General features: G+C 63.4%; 12 protein-coding genes and 1 pseudogene. 6 read left to right on the top strand and 7 right to left on the bottom strand.

The genetic code is table 11. The features are described 5' to 3' along the window. Window positions 1–33: 33 nt before the first annotated feature. Window positions 34–1,227: a winged helix-turn-helix domain-containing protein gene (locus ABCW43_RS07065; RefSeq protein ID WP_345922727.1), complete on the top strand. Its 1,194-nt coding sequence runs from the start codon at window positions 34–36 to the stop codon at window positions 1,225–1,227. A gap of 271 nt (window positions 1,228–1,498) precedes the next feature. Here ABCW43_RS07065 and glgB read toward each other — a convergent pair whose 3' ends face one another. The 7 genes and pseudogenes from glgB to ABCW43_RS07030 form a co-directional block, all read right to left on the bottom strand. Continuing rightward, the gene (gene glgB, locus ABCW43_RS07060; protein ID WP_345922726.1) at window positions 1,499–3,706 is read right to left on the bottom strand and encodes a 1,4-alpha-glucan branching protein GlgB; all 2,208 of its coding nucleotides are present in this window, start codon (window positions 3,704–3,706) and stop codon (window positions 1,499–1,501) included. Continuing rightward, the gene (gene treS / locus ABCW43_RS07055; protein ID WP_445738903.1) at window positions 3,703–7,011 is read right to left on the bottom strand and encodes a maltose alpha-D-glucosyltransferase; all 3,309 of its coding nucleotides are present in this window, start codon (window positions 7,009–7,011) and stop codon (window positions 3,703–3,705) included. Before treS ends, glgB begins: the two co-directional genes overlap by 4 nt. Window positions 7,012–7,025: 14 nt before the next feature. Beyond that, window positions 7,026–10,280 (bottom strand): maltotransferase domain-containing protein, encoded by a 3,255-nt coding sequence (locus tag ABCW43_RS07050; protein ID WP_345922725.1) that lies wholly within the window; start codon window positions 10,278–10,280, stop codon window positions 7,026–7,028. A 254-nt stretch (window positions 10,281–10,534) separates the two neighbouring features. Next, the gene (locus ABCW43_RS07045) at window positions 10,535–11,512 is read right to left on the bottom strand and encodes a Bug family tripartite tricarboxylate transporter substrate binding protein (RefSeq protein WP_345922724.1); all 978 of its coding nucleotides are present in this window, start codon (window positions 11,510–11,512) and stop codon (window positions 10,535–10,537) included. A 314-nt stretch (window positions 11,513–11,826) separates the two neighbouring features. Then, a pseudogene (locus ABCW43_RS07040) lies at window positions 11,827–12,345 on the bottom strand (cupin). 25 nt (window positions 12,346–12,370) lie between these two features. Then, window positions 12,371–12,664, bottom strand: a complete 294-nt coding sequence (locus ABCW43_RS07035) for a DUF3175 domain-containing protein (RefSeq protein ID WP_345922723.1) — start codon at window positions 12,662–12,664, stop codon at window positions 12,371–12,373. Window positions 12,665–12,727: 63 nt separating this feature from the next. Beyond that, on the bottom strand, window positions 12,728–13,720 hold the full coding sequence (locus tag ABCW43_RS07030; protein WP_345922722.1) for a LacI family DNA-binding transcriptional regulator: 993 nt from the start codon (window positions 13,718–13,720) through the stop codon (window positions 12,728–12,730). A 218-nt stretch (window positions 13,721–13,938) separates the two neighbouring features. Here ABCW43_RS07030 and ABCW43_RS07025 point away from each other — a divergent pair, with 218 nt between their 5' ends. The 5 genes from ABCW43_RS07025 to ABCW43_RS07005 all read left to right on the top strand — a co-directional run bounded on the left by ABCW43_RS07025 (window position 13,939) and on the right by ABCW43_RS07005 (window position 19,305). Further along, window positions 13,939–14,727 (top strand): glucosamine-6-phosphate deaminase, encoded by a 789-nt coding sequence (locus ABCW43_RS07025; RefSeq protein WP_345922721.1) that lies wholly within the window; start codon window positions 13,939–13,941, stop codon window positions 14,725–14,727. Beyond that, window positions 14,720–15,499 (top strand): sugar isomerase domain-containing protein, encoded by a 780-nt coding sequence (locus ABCW43_RS07020; protein WP_345922720.1) that lies wholly within the window; start codon window positions 14,720–14,722, stop codon window positions 15,497–15,499. The genes ABCW43_RS07025 and ABCW43_RS07020 overlap by 8 nt, the downstream gene beginning before the upstream one ends. A gap of 2 nt (window positions 15,500–15,501) precedes the next feature. Further along, window positions 15,502–16,641 (top strand): N-acetylglucosamine-6-phosphate deacetylase, encoded by a 1,140-nt coding sequence (locus ABCW43_RS07015; protein ID WP_345922719.1) that lies wholly within the window; start codon window positions 15,502–15,504, stop codon window positions 16,639–16,641. Continuing rightward, window positions 16,638–17,909, top strand: a complete 1,272-nt coding sequence (locus ABCW43_RS07010) for a neutral/alkaline non-lysosomal ceramidase N-terminal domain-containing protein (protein ID WP_345922718.1) — start codon at window positions 16,638–16,640, stop codon at window positions 17,907–17,909. Before ABCW43_RS07015 ends, ABCW43_RS07010 begins: the two co-directional genes overlap by 4 nt. Window positions 17,910–17,997: 88 nt before the next feature. Next, complete coding sequence (locus ABCW43_RS07005) at window positions 17,998–19,305, top strand: extracellular solute-binding protein (RefSeq protein WP_345922717.1); 1,308 nt, start codon at window positions 17,998–18,000, stop codon at window positions 19,303–19,305. Window positions 19,306–19,347 lie beyond the last annotated feature (42 nt).

The following is a 19,347-nucleotide window of genomic DNA, read 5'->3' as shown; positions in this document are numbered from 1 at the left end:
GAATCCGGCGCGGCGACATCCTAGTCTACTGCCATGGCGATTCTCATTCCGAACGATCAGGCCCGCAAGATCTTCCTCGAACGGCAGCGGCTCTGCGAACCGCCCGGCCGTGCCTTGACCAAAGCCGGCCTGCTGCAGCTCATCGAGGATCTCGGTTTCGTCCAGGTGGACAGTATCGCCACCGTCGAGCGCGCCCATCACATGATCCTGTTCTCGCGCAACCAGACCTACCGGCGCGAACACCTGACAGCACTTCTGGAAAAGGACGGCGAGCTCTTCGAACACTGGACACATGACGCCTCGATCATCCCAACCAGCTTCTTCCGCTACTGGAAACACCGCTTTCGCCGCCGTGAGCCGATCCTCGCCGAGCGCTGGCGCAAATGGCATGGCGAAGGGTTCGACGCCGCCTTCGAGGAAACCTTCCAGCACATTGCCGAAAATGGCGCGATCATGTCGCGCGACATGAAGGCCGAGGATCACAAATCCGGTGGCTGGTGGAACTGGCACCCGAACAAGACCGCGCTCGAATACTACTGGCACACCGGCAAGCTGGCGATCGCCGGCCGCGTCAACTTCCAGAAGATCTACGACCTGATGGAGCGGGTCATTCCGCGGCATCACCACGAGCCGGAGGTCAGCCACGAGGCATTCATCGATTGGGCCTGCCGCGGCGCCATGACCCGCCTCGGCTTTGCGACCTCCGGAGAACTTGCCGCCTTCTTCGATCTCGTCACCCCGGACGAGGCGAAGGATTGGGTGAAGGCCCATCGCGACGAACTGACGGAGGTGCTGATCGAGACGGCGGACGGCAGCCGCCCGCGCCCCTCCTTCGCCTTTGTCGGTTTTCCGGAAAACCTTGGCGATATCCCCGAACCGCCCGCCCGGGTGCGTGTCCTCAGCCCCTTCGATCCGCTCCTGCGCAATCGCGACCGGGCCGAGCGGCTGTTCAACTTCTTCTACCGCATCGAGGTTTTCGTGCCGGAACCAAAGCGGCAATACGGCTACTACGTTTTCCCGCTGCTCGAAGGCGACCGGATGATCGGTCGTATCGACATGAAGGCGGACCGCAAGTCCGGGACGCTGGATGTAAAGCGGCTCTGGCTGGAAAAGGGCGTGCGGGCTTCTGCGGGACGGTTAGAGAAGCTGGAGGCGGAGCTGTTTCGCGTCGGGCGTTTTGCCGGTGTGGACAAGATTACCTATCAGGATGGCTGGCGGGGCGAATAAGCGAAGCCAACGGAAAACCTTGGGCCGCGTCGTTTGCCGTGGCATCCCCCTCTGCCCTGCCGGGCATCTCCCCCACAAGGGGGGAGATCGGCTGGAGTTGCCCTCGCCACTCATTCTCAGCGCCACTTAGTCACAGCGAACACGAAAACTTGGCGTTCGATGGGAAGCGGGGAGCCCGCCTTTGGCCAATCTCCCCCCTTGTGGGGGAGATGCCCGGCAGGGCAGACGGGGGTGCCTCACGGCAAATTCCCGTTTCAACTTAAGCTAAAACCTATCCCCGCCACCGCAAGAACACCGTCGCCAGCGGCGGCAGCACCACGTGTACGGAAAACGCCTTCTCATGCGCCGGCGTGCGTTCCGTCCACACCTCCGTCTGCCCCAGATTGGACCCGCCATAGAGCGCCGCATCCGTGTTCAGCACCACCTCCCAACGACCTTCCGCCGGCACGCCGACGTGGTAGCCGTGCCGCGGCATCGGCGTGAGGTTCGAGACCACAAGCACATGCGATGATCGGTCCTGGCTGCTCCTCAGCATGCCGTAAACGGAGTTTTCCGCGTCGTCGGCCACCGCCCACTCGAAGCCTTCATGGTGCAGGTCGCCATATTGCAACGCCGGCTCCTGCGCGTAGAGCGCGTTGAGATCGCGGACCAGCCGCTGGACGCCCGCATGGTCGGGTTGGTCGAGCAGATCCCAGACCACCGAGCCGTCGTGGTTCCACTCACTCTCCTGGGCGAGTTCACCACCCATGAACATCAGCTTCTTGCCAGGATGGCCCCACATGAAGCCGTAATAGGCGCGCAGGTTGGCAAGCTTCTGCCAGTGGTCGCCCGGCATCTTGGCCATCAGCGAGCCCTTGCCGTGCACCACTTCGTCATGGGAAAGCGGCAGGATGAAGCGTTCGGAATAGGCATAGATCATCCCGAAGCTCATGGCCCCATGGTGGTATTTCCGGTAGACCGGATCGTCCTGCATGTAATGCAGCGTGTCGTGCATCCAGCCCATGTTCCATTTGAAATCGAAGCCGAGGCCGCCGTCCTCCGTCTTTTTGGTGACGCCCGGCCAGGCGGTCGATTCCTCCGCCGCCGTGAACGCGTGCGGGCAGCGGTCGTGGATGATGCTGTTCAGGTGCTTGAAGAACTCGACCGCCTCGAGGTTTTCGCGCCCGCCATACTGGTTGGGTATCCATTCGCCCTCGTTGCGGCTGTAGTCGCGGTAGAGCATCGAGGCGACCGCATCCACGCGCAACGCATCGACGTGATAATGCTCCAGCCATTCGAGCGCCGAGGCGATCAGGAAGCCTTTCACCTCGTTGCGGCCGAGATTGTAGATCAGCGTGTTCCAGTCCTTGTGGAAGCCTTCGCGCGGATCAGCATGCTCGTAGAGCGGCGTCCCGTCGAACCTTGCAAGCCCCCAGACATCGGTCGGGAAATGCGCCGGCACCCAGTCGAGAATGACGCCGATGCCGGCCTGATGGCAGCGATCGACGAAATAGGCGAAATCCTCGGGCGTCCCATGGCGCCCGGTCGGTGCGAACAGCCCGAGCGGCTGGTAACCCCAGGAACCGCCGAACGGATGTTCCATGATCGGCAGCATCTCGATATGGGTGAAGCCGAGGTTTTCCACATAGGGGATCAACCGCTGGCTGAGTTCCACCCAGTCGAGCATCCGGTTGCCTTCCTCGGCGATCCGAAGCCACGAGCCGAGATGCACTTCGTAGATCGACATCGCGCCTTCGCGATCCCGGTCGGCGCGCTGCCTGCGCATCCAGTCCTCGTCGTTCCAGCGGAACGGTTTCGAGGAAGCGACGATCGAGGCCGTCGACGGCGCCGCCTCGCTGGCGCGGGCGACGGGATCGGCCTTTTGCGGAAGGAGGTTGCCGTTGCCGTCGAGGATTTCGAACTTGTAGCGTTCGCCATGGGTCAGGCGCGGAATGAAGAGTTCCCATATGCCTGCCTGCGGACGAAGCCGCATCGGATAGCGCCGTCCATCCCAGAAATTGAAATCGCCGACGACGGACACGCGCCGGGCATTCGGCGCCCAGACGGAAAAGCGCACGCCCTCGATGCCCTCGACCTCCATTGGAATGGCGCCGAGCGTCCGGCCGAGATCGTAATGCGTGCCCTGGCCGATCAGGTGCAGGTCGAGATCGCCGAGCAGAAGGGGGAAGGAATAGGGATCTTCCATCTCCTGGATGGCGTCCGGCCAGTGGATCCGGAAGAAATAGGGCGTTGTACTGCCGGTCACCCCGGCAAACAGCCCGCCTTCATGGATGGTTTCGAGTTCGGCCAGCACCTTGCCGGTCTCAGCCTCCATCACGTCGACCGCCAGCGCACCGGGCATCAATGCCCGCACCACGGTCAGGCTGCCATATTGATGACGCCCGAGGATCGAGAACGGGTCTCCGTGCCGCCCTTCAACCAGGGCAGCCAAGCCCTCACGGACGGTACCGATCATCAGGTCTGTGCGCTCGTATCTCATGAGACATTCTCCAGAAGTCGGGATGCGATCGCCGAGAAGCCGGCAAGCGGCAGGGGAAGCCAATGGGGGCGGCTGCGCACTTCGTAGGCGATCTCGTAGGCGGCTTTTTCGAGCAGGAAGAGATCGAGAATGCGCCCGCGAGCCTCCGGCGCGATGCGCAGTTCCCGCGAATTCCCGGTCGCCTCGAAATAGGCATCAAGGAAGGCCGGTTCCGCCATCTCGATGAAACGGGCGACGAGAGCGTTGTGACGGGCGTCGTCCACCTCGCTGACGATTTCGCGGTCGAGATCGGCCGAGGCCGCAAGGTAGCTGAGCGAGCGCAGCAGCCCGGCGACGTCACGCAGCGGATTGGTCTTGGCGCGACGCTCGGCGAGATCGCGGGTCGGTTCGCCTTCGAAGTCGATGATATAGGCATCGCCTTCCGCGACCAGGATCTGGCCAAGATGGAAGTCGCCGTGGTTGCGGGTCATCAGCGTGCCTTTCACCGCACCCGCAAGATCTCCGGCAAGGCCGAGAAGCTCGTCACGGCGGCCGAGCAGCGCCTTTGCCTCATTGGCGATATCCGAATCCAGACCTTCGATCGTCTTTTCAAGGATCGCCAGGCTGTGGGAGATCTGGCCAGTGACCCCTTCGCGCCATTTTTCGGCATCGGCAGCCTTTGCCCGCACCGGCTGGAAGTCCGGGTCGTCGGTCGGCTGGGCGAGCGCGACATGCAGTTCGCCGAGCCGTTTGCCGATGGTCGCGACGAAGTTCACGAGCGGCTTGAAATGTTCGTCCACCACCTCGCCCTCGAGGCCGGTCACCACGACTTCGTCGATGGCGCGGCGCAGGTTGCTGAGCATCCAGTTCCAGGCGTCGCCCTGGTTGCGGATGGCGCTCTGCACGATGATCAGCGTGTAGCGGTTGCCGTCCGGCGCCGTGCGGGCGACCTCGCCGAGCAGTTGCGCCGTGTTCTGGTAGCCGACATTGGTCAGATACCGGGTCATCTCGACTTCGGGATGCATGCCGGGGAAGATGTGGCGGATGAGTTTCACCATCGCCATGTCGCCCAGGATAAGCGAACTGTTGGATTGTTCGGCCGACAGCCAGTGCACGGCCATGTCCTCGTTGATCGTCAGGCAGTCGAGCTTGTCGGTGCCGATGAATTCCAGCGTGCCGGCGCGGCCTGAAATCACCGAGCGCTCGCAAAGGCCGCGGATGACGCCGCGCGCCAGTCCCTCCATGGCGAAGCCGTCGGTCAGGAAACCGACACGGCGGCCCTGCCGGATGCGGGCAAGCGCCAGCTGCTGGGCAAGCGCCGTCGGCTGGGCGTCGTCCCAGGAAACGGCGAGCGGTAGCAGATATGTGTCCATGCGGCCGTTCACCTCCGCCTCCAACTCGCCGAGCAGGATGTTGTTGGCGAAGGGGATCGGCGTTGCGGCGACGAGCGAAGCACCGTTCAAAATTTCGCCCTTGGCGCCGAACCAGCGGCGTTTGCCGAGATAGGCGGGCAGCACCTCGTTCGTCAGCGTGCCGGCAAGCCGCGGCTGATCGACCAGTTCCTGCAGGTCGCGGCGGGTGACCATGGTCACCATGTCCTGCATCTGCTCCGGCGGCTCCTTGCGCCAGACCGGGCCGTCGGCTTCGGCGACGAGCTGGAACCAGAAGAAGCCGAACGGCTGCAGGGTGAGCAGGTAGGTCAGCTGGCCGATCGGCGGAAAGGGCGACATGCCGGAGAGTTCGATCGGTACGCGGCCTGCGAACTGCGCCAGATCAAGCTCGACCGCCTGCGGCAGGCGCGAAAGATTGGCGACGCAGAGGATCGTGTCGCCATTGTATTCCCGCAGATAGGCGAGGATCTTGCGGTTGCCCGGCGACAGGAATTTCAGCGACCCGCGGCCGAAGGCGGAATGCTTGTTGCGCAAGGCCAGCATCCGCCGCGTCCAGTTGAGCAGCGAATGGGCGTCGGCGCCTTGCGCCTCGACATTCACCGCTTCGTATCCGTAGAGCGGGTCCATGACCGGCGGCAGCACCAGCCTTGCCGGATCGGCCTTGGAGAAACCGCCATTGCGGTCCGGCGACCATTGCATCGGGGTGCGTACCCCGTCGCGGTCGCCGAGATAGATGTTGTCGCCCATGCCGATCTCGTCGCCGTAATAAAGAACCGGCGTTCCGGGCATCGAGAGCAGCAGCGCATTCATCAGCTCGATGCGGCGGCGGTCGCGCTCCATCAAGGGAGCGAGGCGGCGGCGGATGCCGAGATTGATGCGGGCGCGCCGGTCGGCGGCATAGATGTTCCAGAGGTAGTCGCGTTCCTCGTCGGTCACCATTTCGAGCGTCAGCTCGTCGTGATTGCGAAGGAAGATCGCCCATTGGCAGTTTTCCGGGATTTCCGGCGTCTGCCGCATGATGTCGGTGATCGGGAAACGGTCTTCCTTGGCGATCGCCATGTACATGCGCGGCATCAGCGGGAAATGGAACGCCATGTTGCATTCGTCGCCACTGCCGAAATACTCGTTGGTGTCCTCCGGCCACTGATTGGCCTCGGCGAGCAGCATCTTGCCGGGATGGGTGCTGTCGAGCGAGGCGCGGATCTTCTTCAGGATCTCGTGGGTTTCGGGCAGGTTCTCGTTGTTGGTCCCCTCGCGCTCGACGAGATAGGGGATCGCATCCAGCCTGAACCCGTCGATGCCGGTATCGGCCCAGAAGCGCATGACGCCGAGCAGCTCCTCCAGAACCTGCGGATTGTCGAAGTTGAGATCCGGCTGGTGGGAATAGAATCGATGCCAGTAATAGGCGCCCGCGACAGGGTCCCAGGTCCAGTTCGATTTTTCGGTGTCGAGGAAGATGATCCGGGTTTCCGGGAATTTCTGGTCCGTATCCGACCAGACGTAGAAATCCCGCTCCGGAGAGCCTGCCGGCGCATGCCGCGCCCGCTGGAACCACGGATGCTGGTCCGATGTGTGATTGATGACGAGCTCGATGATGACCCTTATGCCGCGCTGGTGCGCTGCTTCGACGAAAGCCTTGAACTCGTCGACGGTGCCGTAGTCGGGGCTGACGCTGCCGTAGTCGGCGATGTCGTAGCCGTCGTCGCGGCGCGGCGAGGGGAAGAAGGGTAAGAGCCAGATCGCGTTGGCCCCGAGCGAAGCGATATGGTCGAGCTTTTCGTGCAGGCCCTGGAAATCGCCGATCCCGTCGCCATTGGCATCGAAGAACGACTTGATGTGGAGCTGGTAGATGATCGCGTCCTTGTACCACAAGGGATCGCTCTCTTGACCTTGCGCCTGGTTCTGAGCCTGGCTGCGGCTGCCCGTCATGTCCATTTTGTTTTCCTCCCTTATCGCACGCGCCAGATCGAAAACGGCAGGCCGTGACGCGGATCGAGCCGGATGCGTTGGACCTTGCCGGTCAGCGTGAAACGGTTGCCGCCGACCAGGTCTTCGAGGTCAAGCGCGCCGTGGTCCGGGAGGTTCCACGACCAGAGCGGAATTTCGACATCCGCCTCGTGGGCATTGTAGGGGTCGAGGTTGATTGCGATCAGAAGAACGTTCTCGCGGCCGGCACTCGCCTTCTCGAAGAACATGATGTTGTCGTTCCAGGCCGTGAGAAGCTGGAGGCCGAGATGGGAGTGCAGCGCCGGGTTCTCCCGGCGGATCCGGTTGAGCAGGGTGATTTCGCCCTTGATATTGCCCGGGCGGTCGTAATCCCAGGCGCGGATCTCGTATTTCTCCGAATCCGCATATTCCTTGCGCTTGGCGTCCGGCCGGCCTTCGCAGAGCTCGAAACCGTTATAGACCCCCCAGAGGCCGGAGAGTGTTGCCGCGAGTGCTGCGCGGATCAGATAAGCCGGTCGCGGCGCGTTCTGCAGGAAGTCCGGATTGATGTCGTGCGTGTTGACGAAGAAATGTGGCCGGAAGAATTCCTTTGGCTCCTCGGTGGTGATCTCGCGCATATACTGTTCGAGCTCCCACTTGGCATTGCGCCAGGTAAAGTAAGTATAGGACTGCGAGAAGCCGACCTTGGCGAGCCGGTACATCACCTTCGGCTTGGTGAAGGCCTCCGACAGGAAAACGACATCCGGATGCCGGGCGCGGATATCGGCGATCAGCCACTCCCAGAACGGGAAGGGTTTGGTGTGCGGGTTATCGACGCGGAACAGTTTTACGCCGTTGTCGACCCATTTCTGCACGACGTCGCGGAGTTCCACCCAGAGCGAGGGGATCGCGTCATGGGCGTAGAAATCGACATTGACGATGTCCTCGTATTTCTTCGGCGGGTTTTCCGCATAGCGGATCGTCCCGTCCGGCCGCCAGTCGAACCAGCCGGGATGTGATTTGAGCCACGGATGGTCGGGCGAAGCCTGGATCGCGAGATCGAGCGCGATTTCAAGGCCCTCGTCCTTGGCGGCATCCACCAATCGGCGGAAATCCTCGAACGTGCCGAGCTCGGGGTGGATCGCGTCATGACCGCCGTCTTCCGAGCCGATCGCATAGGGGCTGCCCGGATCCTCCAGCGCCGCGTGCAACGCATTGTTGCGGCCCTTGCGGTTGGTCTTGCCGATCGGATGGATGGGCGGGAAATAGAGAACATCGAAACCCATGTCGCGGATAGCGGGCAGCCGCTTGATGACGTCGTCGAACGTACCGTGCCGGTTGGGATCGCCGCTCTGCGAACGCGGAAAGATCTGGTACCAGCTGGCGAAACCGGCAGCGATCCGCTCCGCATCGACCGGGATCGCCTGCGAGCGGACCTTGAACGGCCGCCGGTCAGCCTCCGCCATCAGATCGGCGGTTTCGGGCGCCAGCAGGATTTCCGTGCGCTGCGGGTCCTGCACCTCGGTCAGCTTGTCGAACAGGGCCTTTAGCTGCGTCTTGATCCTGCCGGACGAGTAGTCCAGCGCATCGAGAACGAGGTTGATGCCCTCCTGGATTTCCAGCCGCAGGTCGAGCCGGGCCTCGTGCTTCTTGACGAATTCATACCGGAAGATCGCGAAGGGATTTCGCCAGGCCTCGATCAGGAACTCGTGGCGGCCCATGCGCTTCAGCGTGAACTCCGCATTCCAGCGATCGTTGAGGACGAGCTGCATGCGCTCCTCGGTCCATTCGGTCTCGTCGGCCGCGCGCCACAGAAGTGCCGCCGCCAGCGGATCATGACCATCGCCAAAAATGTCAGCCTCGACATTCACCGTCTCGCCGACCACCCGTTTGACGACGAAACGGCCGTCATCGACGGAGGGCGTGATCTTCTCGATCGCCAGCCGGGGTGAAGCGGTCGCCTTGTCCACCGAGGGCACCGGCACGGCATCGACGATCGGCACCGACGACCGGCCTTCGAATATCCTGATCTCGCCCGGTTTCAGCTTGAGCTGCGCGGCAAAGGCTTCGCCGTCCGCCTCCGGCGCTTCGAGCGGCAGGAAGGGCGAGGCGGCCTCGCGAAGCGCGTTGAAGGGAGCGGCCACGCTGCGGCGCAGGTCGCGGTTCAAAACCACGACCCGCACCTTCTGGGCCGAGCGTACGTCTTCGCGGTCGGTCTGCATCAAAGCCACGGCGGGCGTCTGGCTGGCGGAGACGAGACGGAGCGGCTGGCGGGCGAACCCGGCGGCGGTCTTGTTGGTACCCGCGTTCACGCCGCGAATATCGGCAGAGAGGTCGAACGATCCCTGTTCGCGCAAGCCCCTGAGCCCCATTCCATCGCCAAACAGCGGGTCGAGCGGTGTCGAGGCGCCGAATTCGAAACCCATCGGGATCATCAGCCCGCTGGCGAAGGTCGAGGCGAGTTTCAGCGACCGGACCGCCTTCCTCTGCAGCACTTCGCAACTGTCGGTGCCATGGGCGATGCGTTTGCCGAACGGCGCCTCCGGAAACGTGATTTGATACCCGAGCTGCCGCTGGATCTGGTATTCGTCGAGGATCCAGCGTTCCTCCAGGTTCCACCAGGCGAGTGACGAGAAGCTGCCGTCGAAACCGGCACCTTCCAGCGCCCGGCGATCTTCGAAGGAAGTGCCCGGCGTCCAAGCCAGAAAGGTGGTTTCCGGCCTGGTCTTGCGGGTCGATACGATAAGGTCATACCAGGCTTCCGGCGCCAGACGGCCGATGCCGAGGCAGCGGAAACCGGCAATCCCGAGGCCGGTTAGCTGCGCCATCCGCTTGCGCCAATCCTCGATATGGCGGGCTTCGCTCATGAAGTCGATGCCGCGGCTGCAGCTGTCTCGCGGCGCAATACGCGGATCGGCGAGGATCGGCCCGGCATGTTCGGCGTCCACGGCGACCCTATCGACCACGAGGTCGAGCATCAGCTTGATCTTGCTTTCGCGCGCCGCCTGGACCAGGGCCTTGATCCCGTCCTGGACGGAAGAGCCGAGCTGAAGCTCCGGGTCTAGCCGGTCGAAATTCTTCGTCACGAAGACGCTCGCATTGTGGCCCCGCTCGAAAAGCGGTGCCGTCAGCACCGTGTCGAAACCGAGATCCCTGGCATGCGCAAAAACCTCTCGCCAGGCATCCAGACCTCGCAGCATCAGGGGATGAACGTAATAAATCTGAGGTGGGAGTTGCGCGAGGGAAGTCCCGGCGATGAATTGGGGGCGCGTGTTCATCGGTTTTGCCTCGCCGTCGATTAGAGCCGTCGAATTCTGCGGTCTAACTGTCGAGCGACGGTGCTGGTTCCGATAAAATTGCCTGACGCGGGCGGTTTCTCACGCTTGGGGCCTGCATCTTCGGCGAAGCTGTTGATGCAGATGATCAATCCGCGGTTGTTCCCGAGGGGCGTTCTGGCTCCTGTTTTGGATAGGTGAAACGGAAAAGGCCGGAGATCCCCCCGGCCTTCCTGATCTGGTCATGCGTCTGGAGCTTACTGCTTTTCGATCTTGCCGATCTTGGCCCACTCTTCCCAGCGCTTGGTGTCCATCGTCGCATAGTCGAGGGTCGCTTTCGGGCTGTCGAGTGTCATAGGTTCGCCGCCATTGGTGCCGACGAACTTGCGGGCTTCGTCACTGGTGGTGACCTGCGTCATCACCTTGTGCATCTTGTCGACGATGTCCTTCGGCGTGCCCTTGGGCGCGGCGAGAACCCACCAGATGCGCACATCGACATTCGGCACCCCTTCTTCCGCAAAGGTCGGGATATCCGGGACCGAGGAAATGCGCTTCGCCGTGCTGACAGCCAGCACGCGCAGCGTCCCGTCACGCGAGCGGGCAAGGCCGAAGACCGGATCGCCGACCATGTAGTCGATCGCCCCGCTTGCAAAGTCGTTGAGCGAATCGGCGCTGGTCTTGTAGCGCACCTGAAGCGTATCCGGCACACCGGTATTGGCCTTGTACATTTCGGCCAGGATGACAGAGGGGAAGTTCGACGTGGCGTAGGAGCCCTTGGCGCCCTTTTCCTTCATCGCCTTGGTCAGGTCGGAAATCTTCTGGTAAGGCGACTTGGCGTTGACCAGCATCATGAATGCTTGGCTGAATACCGGCGCGACATAGTCGAAATCCTTGAGCGGATCATAGGGCGGGGCATTGAAGACGTAAGGTGCCGCGGTGAGCTGATCGGCCGAACCGATCAGCATCGTATAGCCGTCCGGCTTGGCGTTCTTGAGCGCCACGACCGAAAGGCTTCCAAGGCCACCCGGCTTGTTGTCGACGATGACGGTCTGCTTGAGCTGTTCTTCCAGCTTCTTGGCGAAGAAGCGGGCATAGACGTCCGCGCCGCTGCCGGCCGGGAAACCGGCGATCAGCGTGATTTGCCGGCTCGGATAATCGTCGGCGGCGGTGGCCGTAGCGCCCGGAATGTATGCGGAAAACACCAGCGCCAGGGCGCCTGCCAGAAATCGCTTCACTGCACTCTCCTCCTAGAGTTCAGTCCGGCACCTCGCGGGCGAGGCCGGAGTGTGATGTGACGCGAGCAGTCTCCTCCCGTTCGCGCTAAAATATAAGGTAGCCATACATTTTGGGGGCCGTCAAATGCGCCAGCGGTGTGAAAGCGGCTTGCGGCTGAAATCTAATGGCCTCGATGGTCCCGCTTATGCCGCGGCGTCCCAATGCCTGATTTACGGCCGATTTCCAGGCGCAAAACACGAGATTTCGCCACTTGGAAAGCCGGGCTGAATCCTGTTATTCGGCGCGCTGGCTTGGGGTGCCGCCACCTCAAAGATCAGCGTTGCGACCAGGCGCGAAGAAGAGCACCTTCGGCACCTCCCACAGGGTCGGTCCGTGGGAGCGGCAGGTTGGCGATCCTGTCGAGCTGCGCTTCGCTCGCCGGCCCGGTCTGGATGTCCGCGTCCTGTCCGGGCGGGTAGGCGCCGACCACCAGGAAATCCCGGCTGGCATCGATCCGCATGTGACCGGTGCCGGCGGGCAGGATCAGGCAGTCGCCGGCATTGACGCTGAGTTCGGCGCCGCCGGCCCCGCCGATCAGCAATCGCGCCCGGCCACCGGCAATCCCCAGCACCTAATGGGCGCCGGTGTGATAATGCTGATAGTCGAAGACGCCATTGAGCCAGATCCCCTGCCAGCCATTCTCCCGGAACCGCTCCTCGAACGTTGGCGCCATCTCGCCTTCTGCCGGGATCGCGTTGCGATAGACCAGTACCGGCAGATCGGGATTGTTCGGCACCCACTCGCTGGGTTCGAAGAGAATGGTCTCGAGGGTGGTATCGGCGGTGGAGGTCATGGCGTCGAGGCTCGGCGGGGTAATCTTAATGCTTCGGTTCACGGCCGAAATCCTTGCGAAGCTCATCCTTGGCCTTCTCCAGCGTGGCGTGGCGCGATTTCGAGAGCTTGTCGCCGGCGCGGTTGATGTAGAAATTCAGCATCGACATGGCCGATTGGAACGGGCTTGCCTTGCGGCGATGGCTGGCTTCGGCGGAACTTTTGAGGGAGTCGGCGATCTTTTTCGGGCTGCGCGATTTGAACACGTCACCCTTCAGGTCCATCGCGTCGCTGTGCTCGGTCACGTCCTGCGACCATTTCTTCTTGTTCTTCTTGGACATGGAAACCTCCCGGGAAAGATTGGATATCCTTCCGAACCGGCCGTTGGCGCCAAGGTTCCCGATCTATCGCGCCGTGGTCGTCGTATTGCGCACCACGAGATGCGTTTCCAGCACGTAGCGCACGTCGCGGATGGCGCGCGACTGCAGCATGTCGAGGAGCAGCGAGACGGCCACCCGGCCGGCCTCCGTCGAGCGGTTGGAGACCGATGTCAGGGCCGGGTAGGTGACCGCGCCGAGCACGTCGTCGCAGCCGATCAGGCTGAAATCGCCAGGCACCGAAACCCGCTTTTCGGAAAGCCCGGCCAGCACGCCCTGCGCCGTCAGGTCGTCGAAGGCGACGGCTGCCGTGGCGCCGGTGGCAAGGATCGCGCTGACGGCGTTGCGGCCGGAATTGTAGCTCGCCAGCACCGCCGGCACGGTTTCGACCACAATGCCAAGGCGTGTCGCGGCGGCCTTGATGGCGGTGCGGCGCTGTTTGTTCGACCAGGAATTCGACGGGCCGCTGACATAAACGATCCGGCGGTGCCCGAACTGGGCGAGATGTTCGACCGCTTCCCTAACGCCCGATCCGCTGTCGATCAGCACCCGAGGGATTCCGTCGATATCGCGGTTGATCAGCACCAGCGGCAACTGGCCCGCATGGGCGCGGATGCGCTCGTCCGAAAGGCGCGAGGAGGCGAGCACCAGGCCCTCGACCTGGCCGGCAAACCGGCCGACCAGCTTGTCCTCCTGTTTCGGGTTCTCCTCCGTATTGCCGAGGAAGATGCAGAAATCGGAACGATCCGCTTCCAACTGGGCGGCCTGGATCAGCGGGGGAAAGAACGGGTTGGCGATGTCGGGCACGATCAGACCGACATTGCCGTGCCGCCCGGTGCTCAGCGCCCGCGCCGTGTGGTTCGGCACGTAGCCCAACGCTTCCGCCGCCTTCATGATCCGCGTCACGGTTTCCGGGGAGAGCATGTCCGGTCGCGTGAAAGCGCGCGAGACGCTGGAACGCGCAACGCCTGCCGCATCGGCGACCTGGCTGATGGTGACGCCCTTGGTCCGCTTGATCATGGAAATTGAGAACTCGCCCGTTTGGCCTGGCACTTAGCATGAAGTCCGCGGCGCTATCAATTCTGTCCCCGGTATTCAGCCGAAAGACTGCCATTCATCCACTTGACATGCAACCGGTTGCATGGAAGTCTTTCATCAACAAGAAAAAGGGGACCTGCAACGGATGCGGCGCGGCGAAGCCCGCCTGCCGACACGTCCCTGCAGACATGGAGACCGCGTTGACCCTAGCCACCGCCCATCGTCCTTCGCCGGAAACGCGGCGGACCTTCGACCGCCTCGCGGTCGAAAGCTTTGCCACGAGGGCCGAGATGGGCGCCGCTGCTGCCGCCGACATTGCCGCCGCCTTGGCGGAACGCCTCGCAAGTCAGGCCGAAGTCCGGGTGATCTTTGCCGCCGCTCCCAGCCAGGCGGACATGCTGAAGGCGCTTTGCGCCGCACCCGGCATCGACTGGAGCCGCGTCACCGCCTTCCACATGGACGAATATATCGGCCTGTCGCCATCTTCGCCGGCACGGTTCGTCAACTGGCTGGACGAGCACGTGTTCGCCAGGTTGCCGTTCGCCGCCGTGCACCGCATCACCCCGGAACCGGATGCGAGTGCCGAAGTGCGCCGCTATTCCGACCTGCTGAACGAGGCTCCGATCGATTTCGTCTGCCTCGGCATCGGCGTCAACGGCCATATCGCCTTCAACGACCCGCCGGTTGCCGATTTCAACGATCCGCTCGACGTCAAGGTCGTCGAACTGGACGACATCTGCCGCCAGCAGCAGGTCGATGACGACTGTTTTTCCGATCTCGCCTCCGTACCCCACGAGGCGATCACGCTCACGGTGCCGCGCCTCTTGCGTGCCGACCGGCTGTTCTGCGTCGTGCCGGGTTCCATCAAGCGCGACGCCGTCTCGAAGACGCTTTACGGCCCCCTGACCACCGAATGTCCGGCAAGCATCCTGCGCTTCCACCCTGCCTGTACCCTCTATATCGACAAGGATTCGGACCCCGATGCCTGATCACTCCGTCATCGATGCGGATGCGCTCTGCGAAGGTTATTTCGCTTCGACCCAAAGCCTGATGCGACGGGTTCTGGAGGAGGAAAAGGCTCCGCTCGACAAGGCAGCGGCAAAACTCGCCGACCAGATCGCCGCCGACCGGCTGGTGCATATCTATGGTCCCGGCGGCCATTCCAACCTCGCCTCGCAGGAAGTATTCTTCCGCGCCGGCGGCCTTATGCATATCAGCGCCATTCTCGATGAAGGCACGCTTCTGTCGAACGGCGCGCTCCGCTCCATGGCGATCGAGCGTACGCCGGGTTACGGCAAGGTGGTGATATCAAACCAGCGTCTCGGCGACACCGACCTGCTGATCCTCGTCAACGCCTACGGCATCAATGCCGCGCTGATCGATGCGGCGCTGGAAGCGAAACGCCGCGGCGCCTTCCTGATCGGCGTCAGCTCCCGCGAACACGCTTCGAAAACCTCGCCGGATCATCCAGCTCGCCATCCGACCAGGCAAAACCTCCACGACATTGTCGACATCGCCATCGACTGCAAGGTGCCGATCGGCGATGCGGTCGTGAAGGTCCCCGGCATGGGCGAGAACATCGCGGCGATCTCCACCTTCGCCAACGCGTTCACACTGAATTGCCTGGTGATCCGCACGGTGGCAAAACTCGTCGAACGCGGCATCGAACCGCCGGTCTGGCGCAGCGGCAATGCGCCGGGAGGCGACGAGGCGAACGGCCGCTTCATCGCCAATTTCCAAGGCCGGGTGAGGGCGCTCTGACCATGGTCGTCGACGGTATCGATCCCCGCACCGGCAAAGGTTTTGCGATCGACATCGCCGACGGCACGATTGCCGCCATTCGTCCTGCGGAAAACACCAGCCCACTTTATCTCTCCGCCGGGCTGATCGACCTGCAGGTCAACGGTTATCTCGGCTTCGACCTGAACAGTGGCGAGGTCACCGCCAATATCCTCCTTTCGCTCTGCGAGGAGATGCTGAGCGTCGGCGTGACTACCTGGCTGCCGACCATCATCACGGCTTCCGAGACTTCCATCCTTCAGGCGCTCGCCGATATCGCAAGGATCCGCGCCGGCCACCGGCTGATCGCCGAGATGGTGCCGGGCATCCATGTCGAAGGTCCCTCGATCTCCGACAAGGACGGTCCGCGCGGCGCCCACCCGCTCGCGCATGTCCGCCCGCCGTCGATCGCGGAATTCGACCGCTGGCAGCAGGCATCCGGCAATCTGGTCTCGATGGTGACGCTTGCGCCCGAACATCAGGGAAGCATCGAATACATCCGAGCGCTGACGGCCAGGGGAGTCCATGTGGCGCTCGGCCACACAGCCGCGACGGCCGATGAAATCCATGCGGCGGCCGAGGCGGGCGCGGTCCTCTCCACCCATCTCGGCAACGGCGCCGCCGCCATGTTGCCGCGCCATCCGAATTTCATCTGGGCTCAGCTCGCCGACGACCGGCTGACGGCGAGCTTCATCGCCGACGGCTGGCACCTGCCGGCCGACACGTTCAAGGCCATGCTGCGCGCCAAGGGTCTGGATCGTGCGATCCTCGTGTCCGACATGGTGGCGCTCGCCGGCATGCCCGCCGGCCTCTACGACCAGCCGGTCGGCGGCCGCGTCGAGGTCTCTCCCGAAGGCCGCATCAGCGTTGCCGGCACGCCCTATCTCGCCGGCGCCAGCCTGCCGCTCTCCGCCAATGTCGCGATCGCGTCACAGATGGTGGGCCTTCCGCTTGCCGATGCGCTCTTGCTCGCGACCCGCAATCCCGGCCGCTTCGTCGGCGGGCGCGGCCTGCTGGAAGTCGGCGCGCGGGCCGATCTCATCCGTTTCGAATGGCCCGAAGGCGCGCGCGAACTGAAGGTGCGGGAAGCCTGGGTCCACGGCGAGAAGGCGTTCTGCGCATGATCCGGGCCGGAGCCGCCATTGTCGATATCACCCCGCCCCTGGGCCTTGCCATGTCCGGCTTTGCGGCCCGCACGCTGCCGGCCAGGGGCGCCCATGACGCCCTGACGGCGCGTGCCGTGGTGGTCGGCGATACGGCCGTCGTCGTCGCCGATGTCATCGGTATCGATGCCGCGACGAGCGCCCGAATCCGTAAGCGCTGCGTCCTGCCGGCGGATAATGTCGTGGTCGCAGCACTCCACAATCACGGCGGTCCGGTCTCCATGGCCGGCCGGCTCAGCATCCCAGCCGATCCAGCCTACTTGGAGCGGTTGGAAGACGCCTGCGTCGCCGCCATCGACAGGGCCGCCGCCGCGCGCCGGCCGGCAACCATCACTGTGGGGCAGGGAAGTGATCCGGGGATTGCGCGCAATCGGCGCCATCCGGGCGGACCCGTGGACGCTTCCCTGCCGCTCCTTCGCATCCGCGCCGCGGATGGCAGCATGATCGCCCTCGTCACTGCCTATGCCTGCCACCCGGTCGTGCTGGCGGCCGACAATCTTCACTGGACGGCCGACTATCCGCATTTCGTTCGCCAGGCGCTGGAAGAAGCCCATCCCGACGCCGTCGCCCTGTTCATGACCGGCTGCGTCGGCGACGCCAATACCGGCCACTCGGCGCATGCCTCGATCTCGCTTGCCGCCAACCCGGATCGCAGTTTTGCTGCCGCCGAACGGATCGGCCGCAAGATCGCCGAGGCGGCGCTCGGCGCTGCAGAAGAGCCGGTTTCGGACAAGGTGCATGCCCGCAACGGCACAGTGAGCCTCGCGTTCGAACGCAGAGAGACGGAAGCGTCCGACATTCTCGAAAAGCGCTGGCGGGAAGAAGCCTTGAGCGCCGACCCCGCACGCAAAAACCTGCTGGGTTACTGGGCCGATTGGGCGCGCGATATCGCCCCCCTCAAGCCCGAACCGCTGGCAGCCCGCGTGACCGTGCTCGATTGGGGCGGCGTGCCGATCGTGGCGCTGCCCGGTGAAATCTTTGCGGAGACGGCTTTGTCGATCCGCACGAGCCTCGGGGCGGACGAGCCGGCCTTCGTCATCGGTTTTGCCGACGATAATCCCGGCTACATCCCGCCGGCCAGCGAATTCCAGTTCGGCGGCTACGAAGTCGACGAGGCGCATCGCTATTACGGCCTGGCCGCGACCTTCGCGCCGGGCTCGGCGGAAGCGCTCGCGGCCTGCGCCATCAGGCTCGCGGATGAGACCCCCAGCGGAAGCGGGGCCGCATGATCCAAGGGACCGCCGGAAACGATCCGATGCTTGACACGCAACCGGTTGCATGAGAGCTTTTTGTTAACAACAACAAGGGAACAGGGACATGGAAAACAGATCAGTAAAGACCAGGATTTCGACCCGCGCGCTGCTTTTGAGCGCGGCATTCGGCGCAGCCCTTCTCTCCGGCGCCTCCACCGTTTCGGCTGAAACGCTGACGGTCTGGAGCGGTTATCCGGAAATGGCACCGTTCTACGAACATGTCGCGCAGGGCATGAAGGCCGCTTATCCGAAACTCGAGGTGAAGGTCGAGGCGATCGCCCTTCGCGAGCACGAAAAGCGCGTAGCACTCGGCCTTACCGGCGGCCAGGACGGCACGACGGTCATCGAGCTCTCCGGTTCGACCGCCACCCGTTACCTCGAAAACGATCTTCTTCCGGAAGCGCCAGCCGATATCTCGACTTTCGTCAAGGACCTGAAGAACTTCGACAAGTTCTTCAGCGATACCGCAGGTCAGGGCGGCAAGATCTATGGCGTGCCGCTTTTCCGCGGCCAGGGTGCCCTCTACTACAACACCGACATGTTCAAGGCTGCGGGGCTGATTGCCGCGCCGAAGACCATGGAGGAATATTCCGCCTATGCCGAGAAGCTGACCAAGCGCGACGCATCCGGCAAGGCGACCGTCTCCGGCTGGAGCTTGCGTCTCTCGGGCGGTGGCCAGGGCATTGCGGAGAAATTCTGGATCAACATGCATCAATATGGCGGCGCCATCCTGGTTCCCGCCGGCGACGGCAAGTGGAAGCCCAATTTCGCCAATGAAGCCGGCCGCAAGGCGCTGAAGCAATATCTCACCAACATCTTCACCACCAAGACGGTCACCCCGGAAATGCCGGCGGACGCCGATGCCTTCGAGCGTGGCCAGACCGCCATGTTCATCCGTGAATCCTGGGTGATCGGCGACATCGCCAAGAAGGCGCCGGATCTGAAATACGCCACCGCGCCGCTGCCGAAGGGTTCCATCGCCCTGCCCACTAACCTCTACGTCGCCGGCAAGGGCGCCGATGCCAAGCTCGGCTGGGAATTCGCCAAGGCCGCCAATTCGCCGGAAAACCTGGTGTGGCTGCTCCAGAACGTCGGCTGGCTGCCGAACCGTTCGGGCGTCGATTATTCGAGCGTCACCTCCAAGCAGCCGGCCTTTGCCGCCTTCGTCGACTATCCGAAGGGCTACGAGTTCTTCACGCTGCCGTCGATCGGCCCGATCGAAGAGATCCTGACCCGCGTTGCCGCCCAGCTCGTCGCCGCCTTCGGTGACGCCTCGCTTGCCGGCGACGATGCCAAGATCGACGCCTTCCTGAAGAAGACCAGCGACGAAGTGAATACCATCCTCGGCCGCGAAGGCCTGGCTGCGAAATAATCGCCAGCACCACTCGCCAATCGCATGGGCCCGGAGCATCAT

Origin of the sequence: Neorhizobium tunisiense (genome assembly GCF_039631515.1) — a bacterium.
Taxonomy (GTDB): domain Bacteria; phylum Pseudomonadota; class Alphaproteobacteria; order Rhizobiales; family Rhizobiaceae; genus Neorhizobium.
The sequence above is the reverse complement of the archived record's forward strand: the minus strand, read 5'-3'. Positions and strand labels throughout refer to the sequence as shown.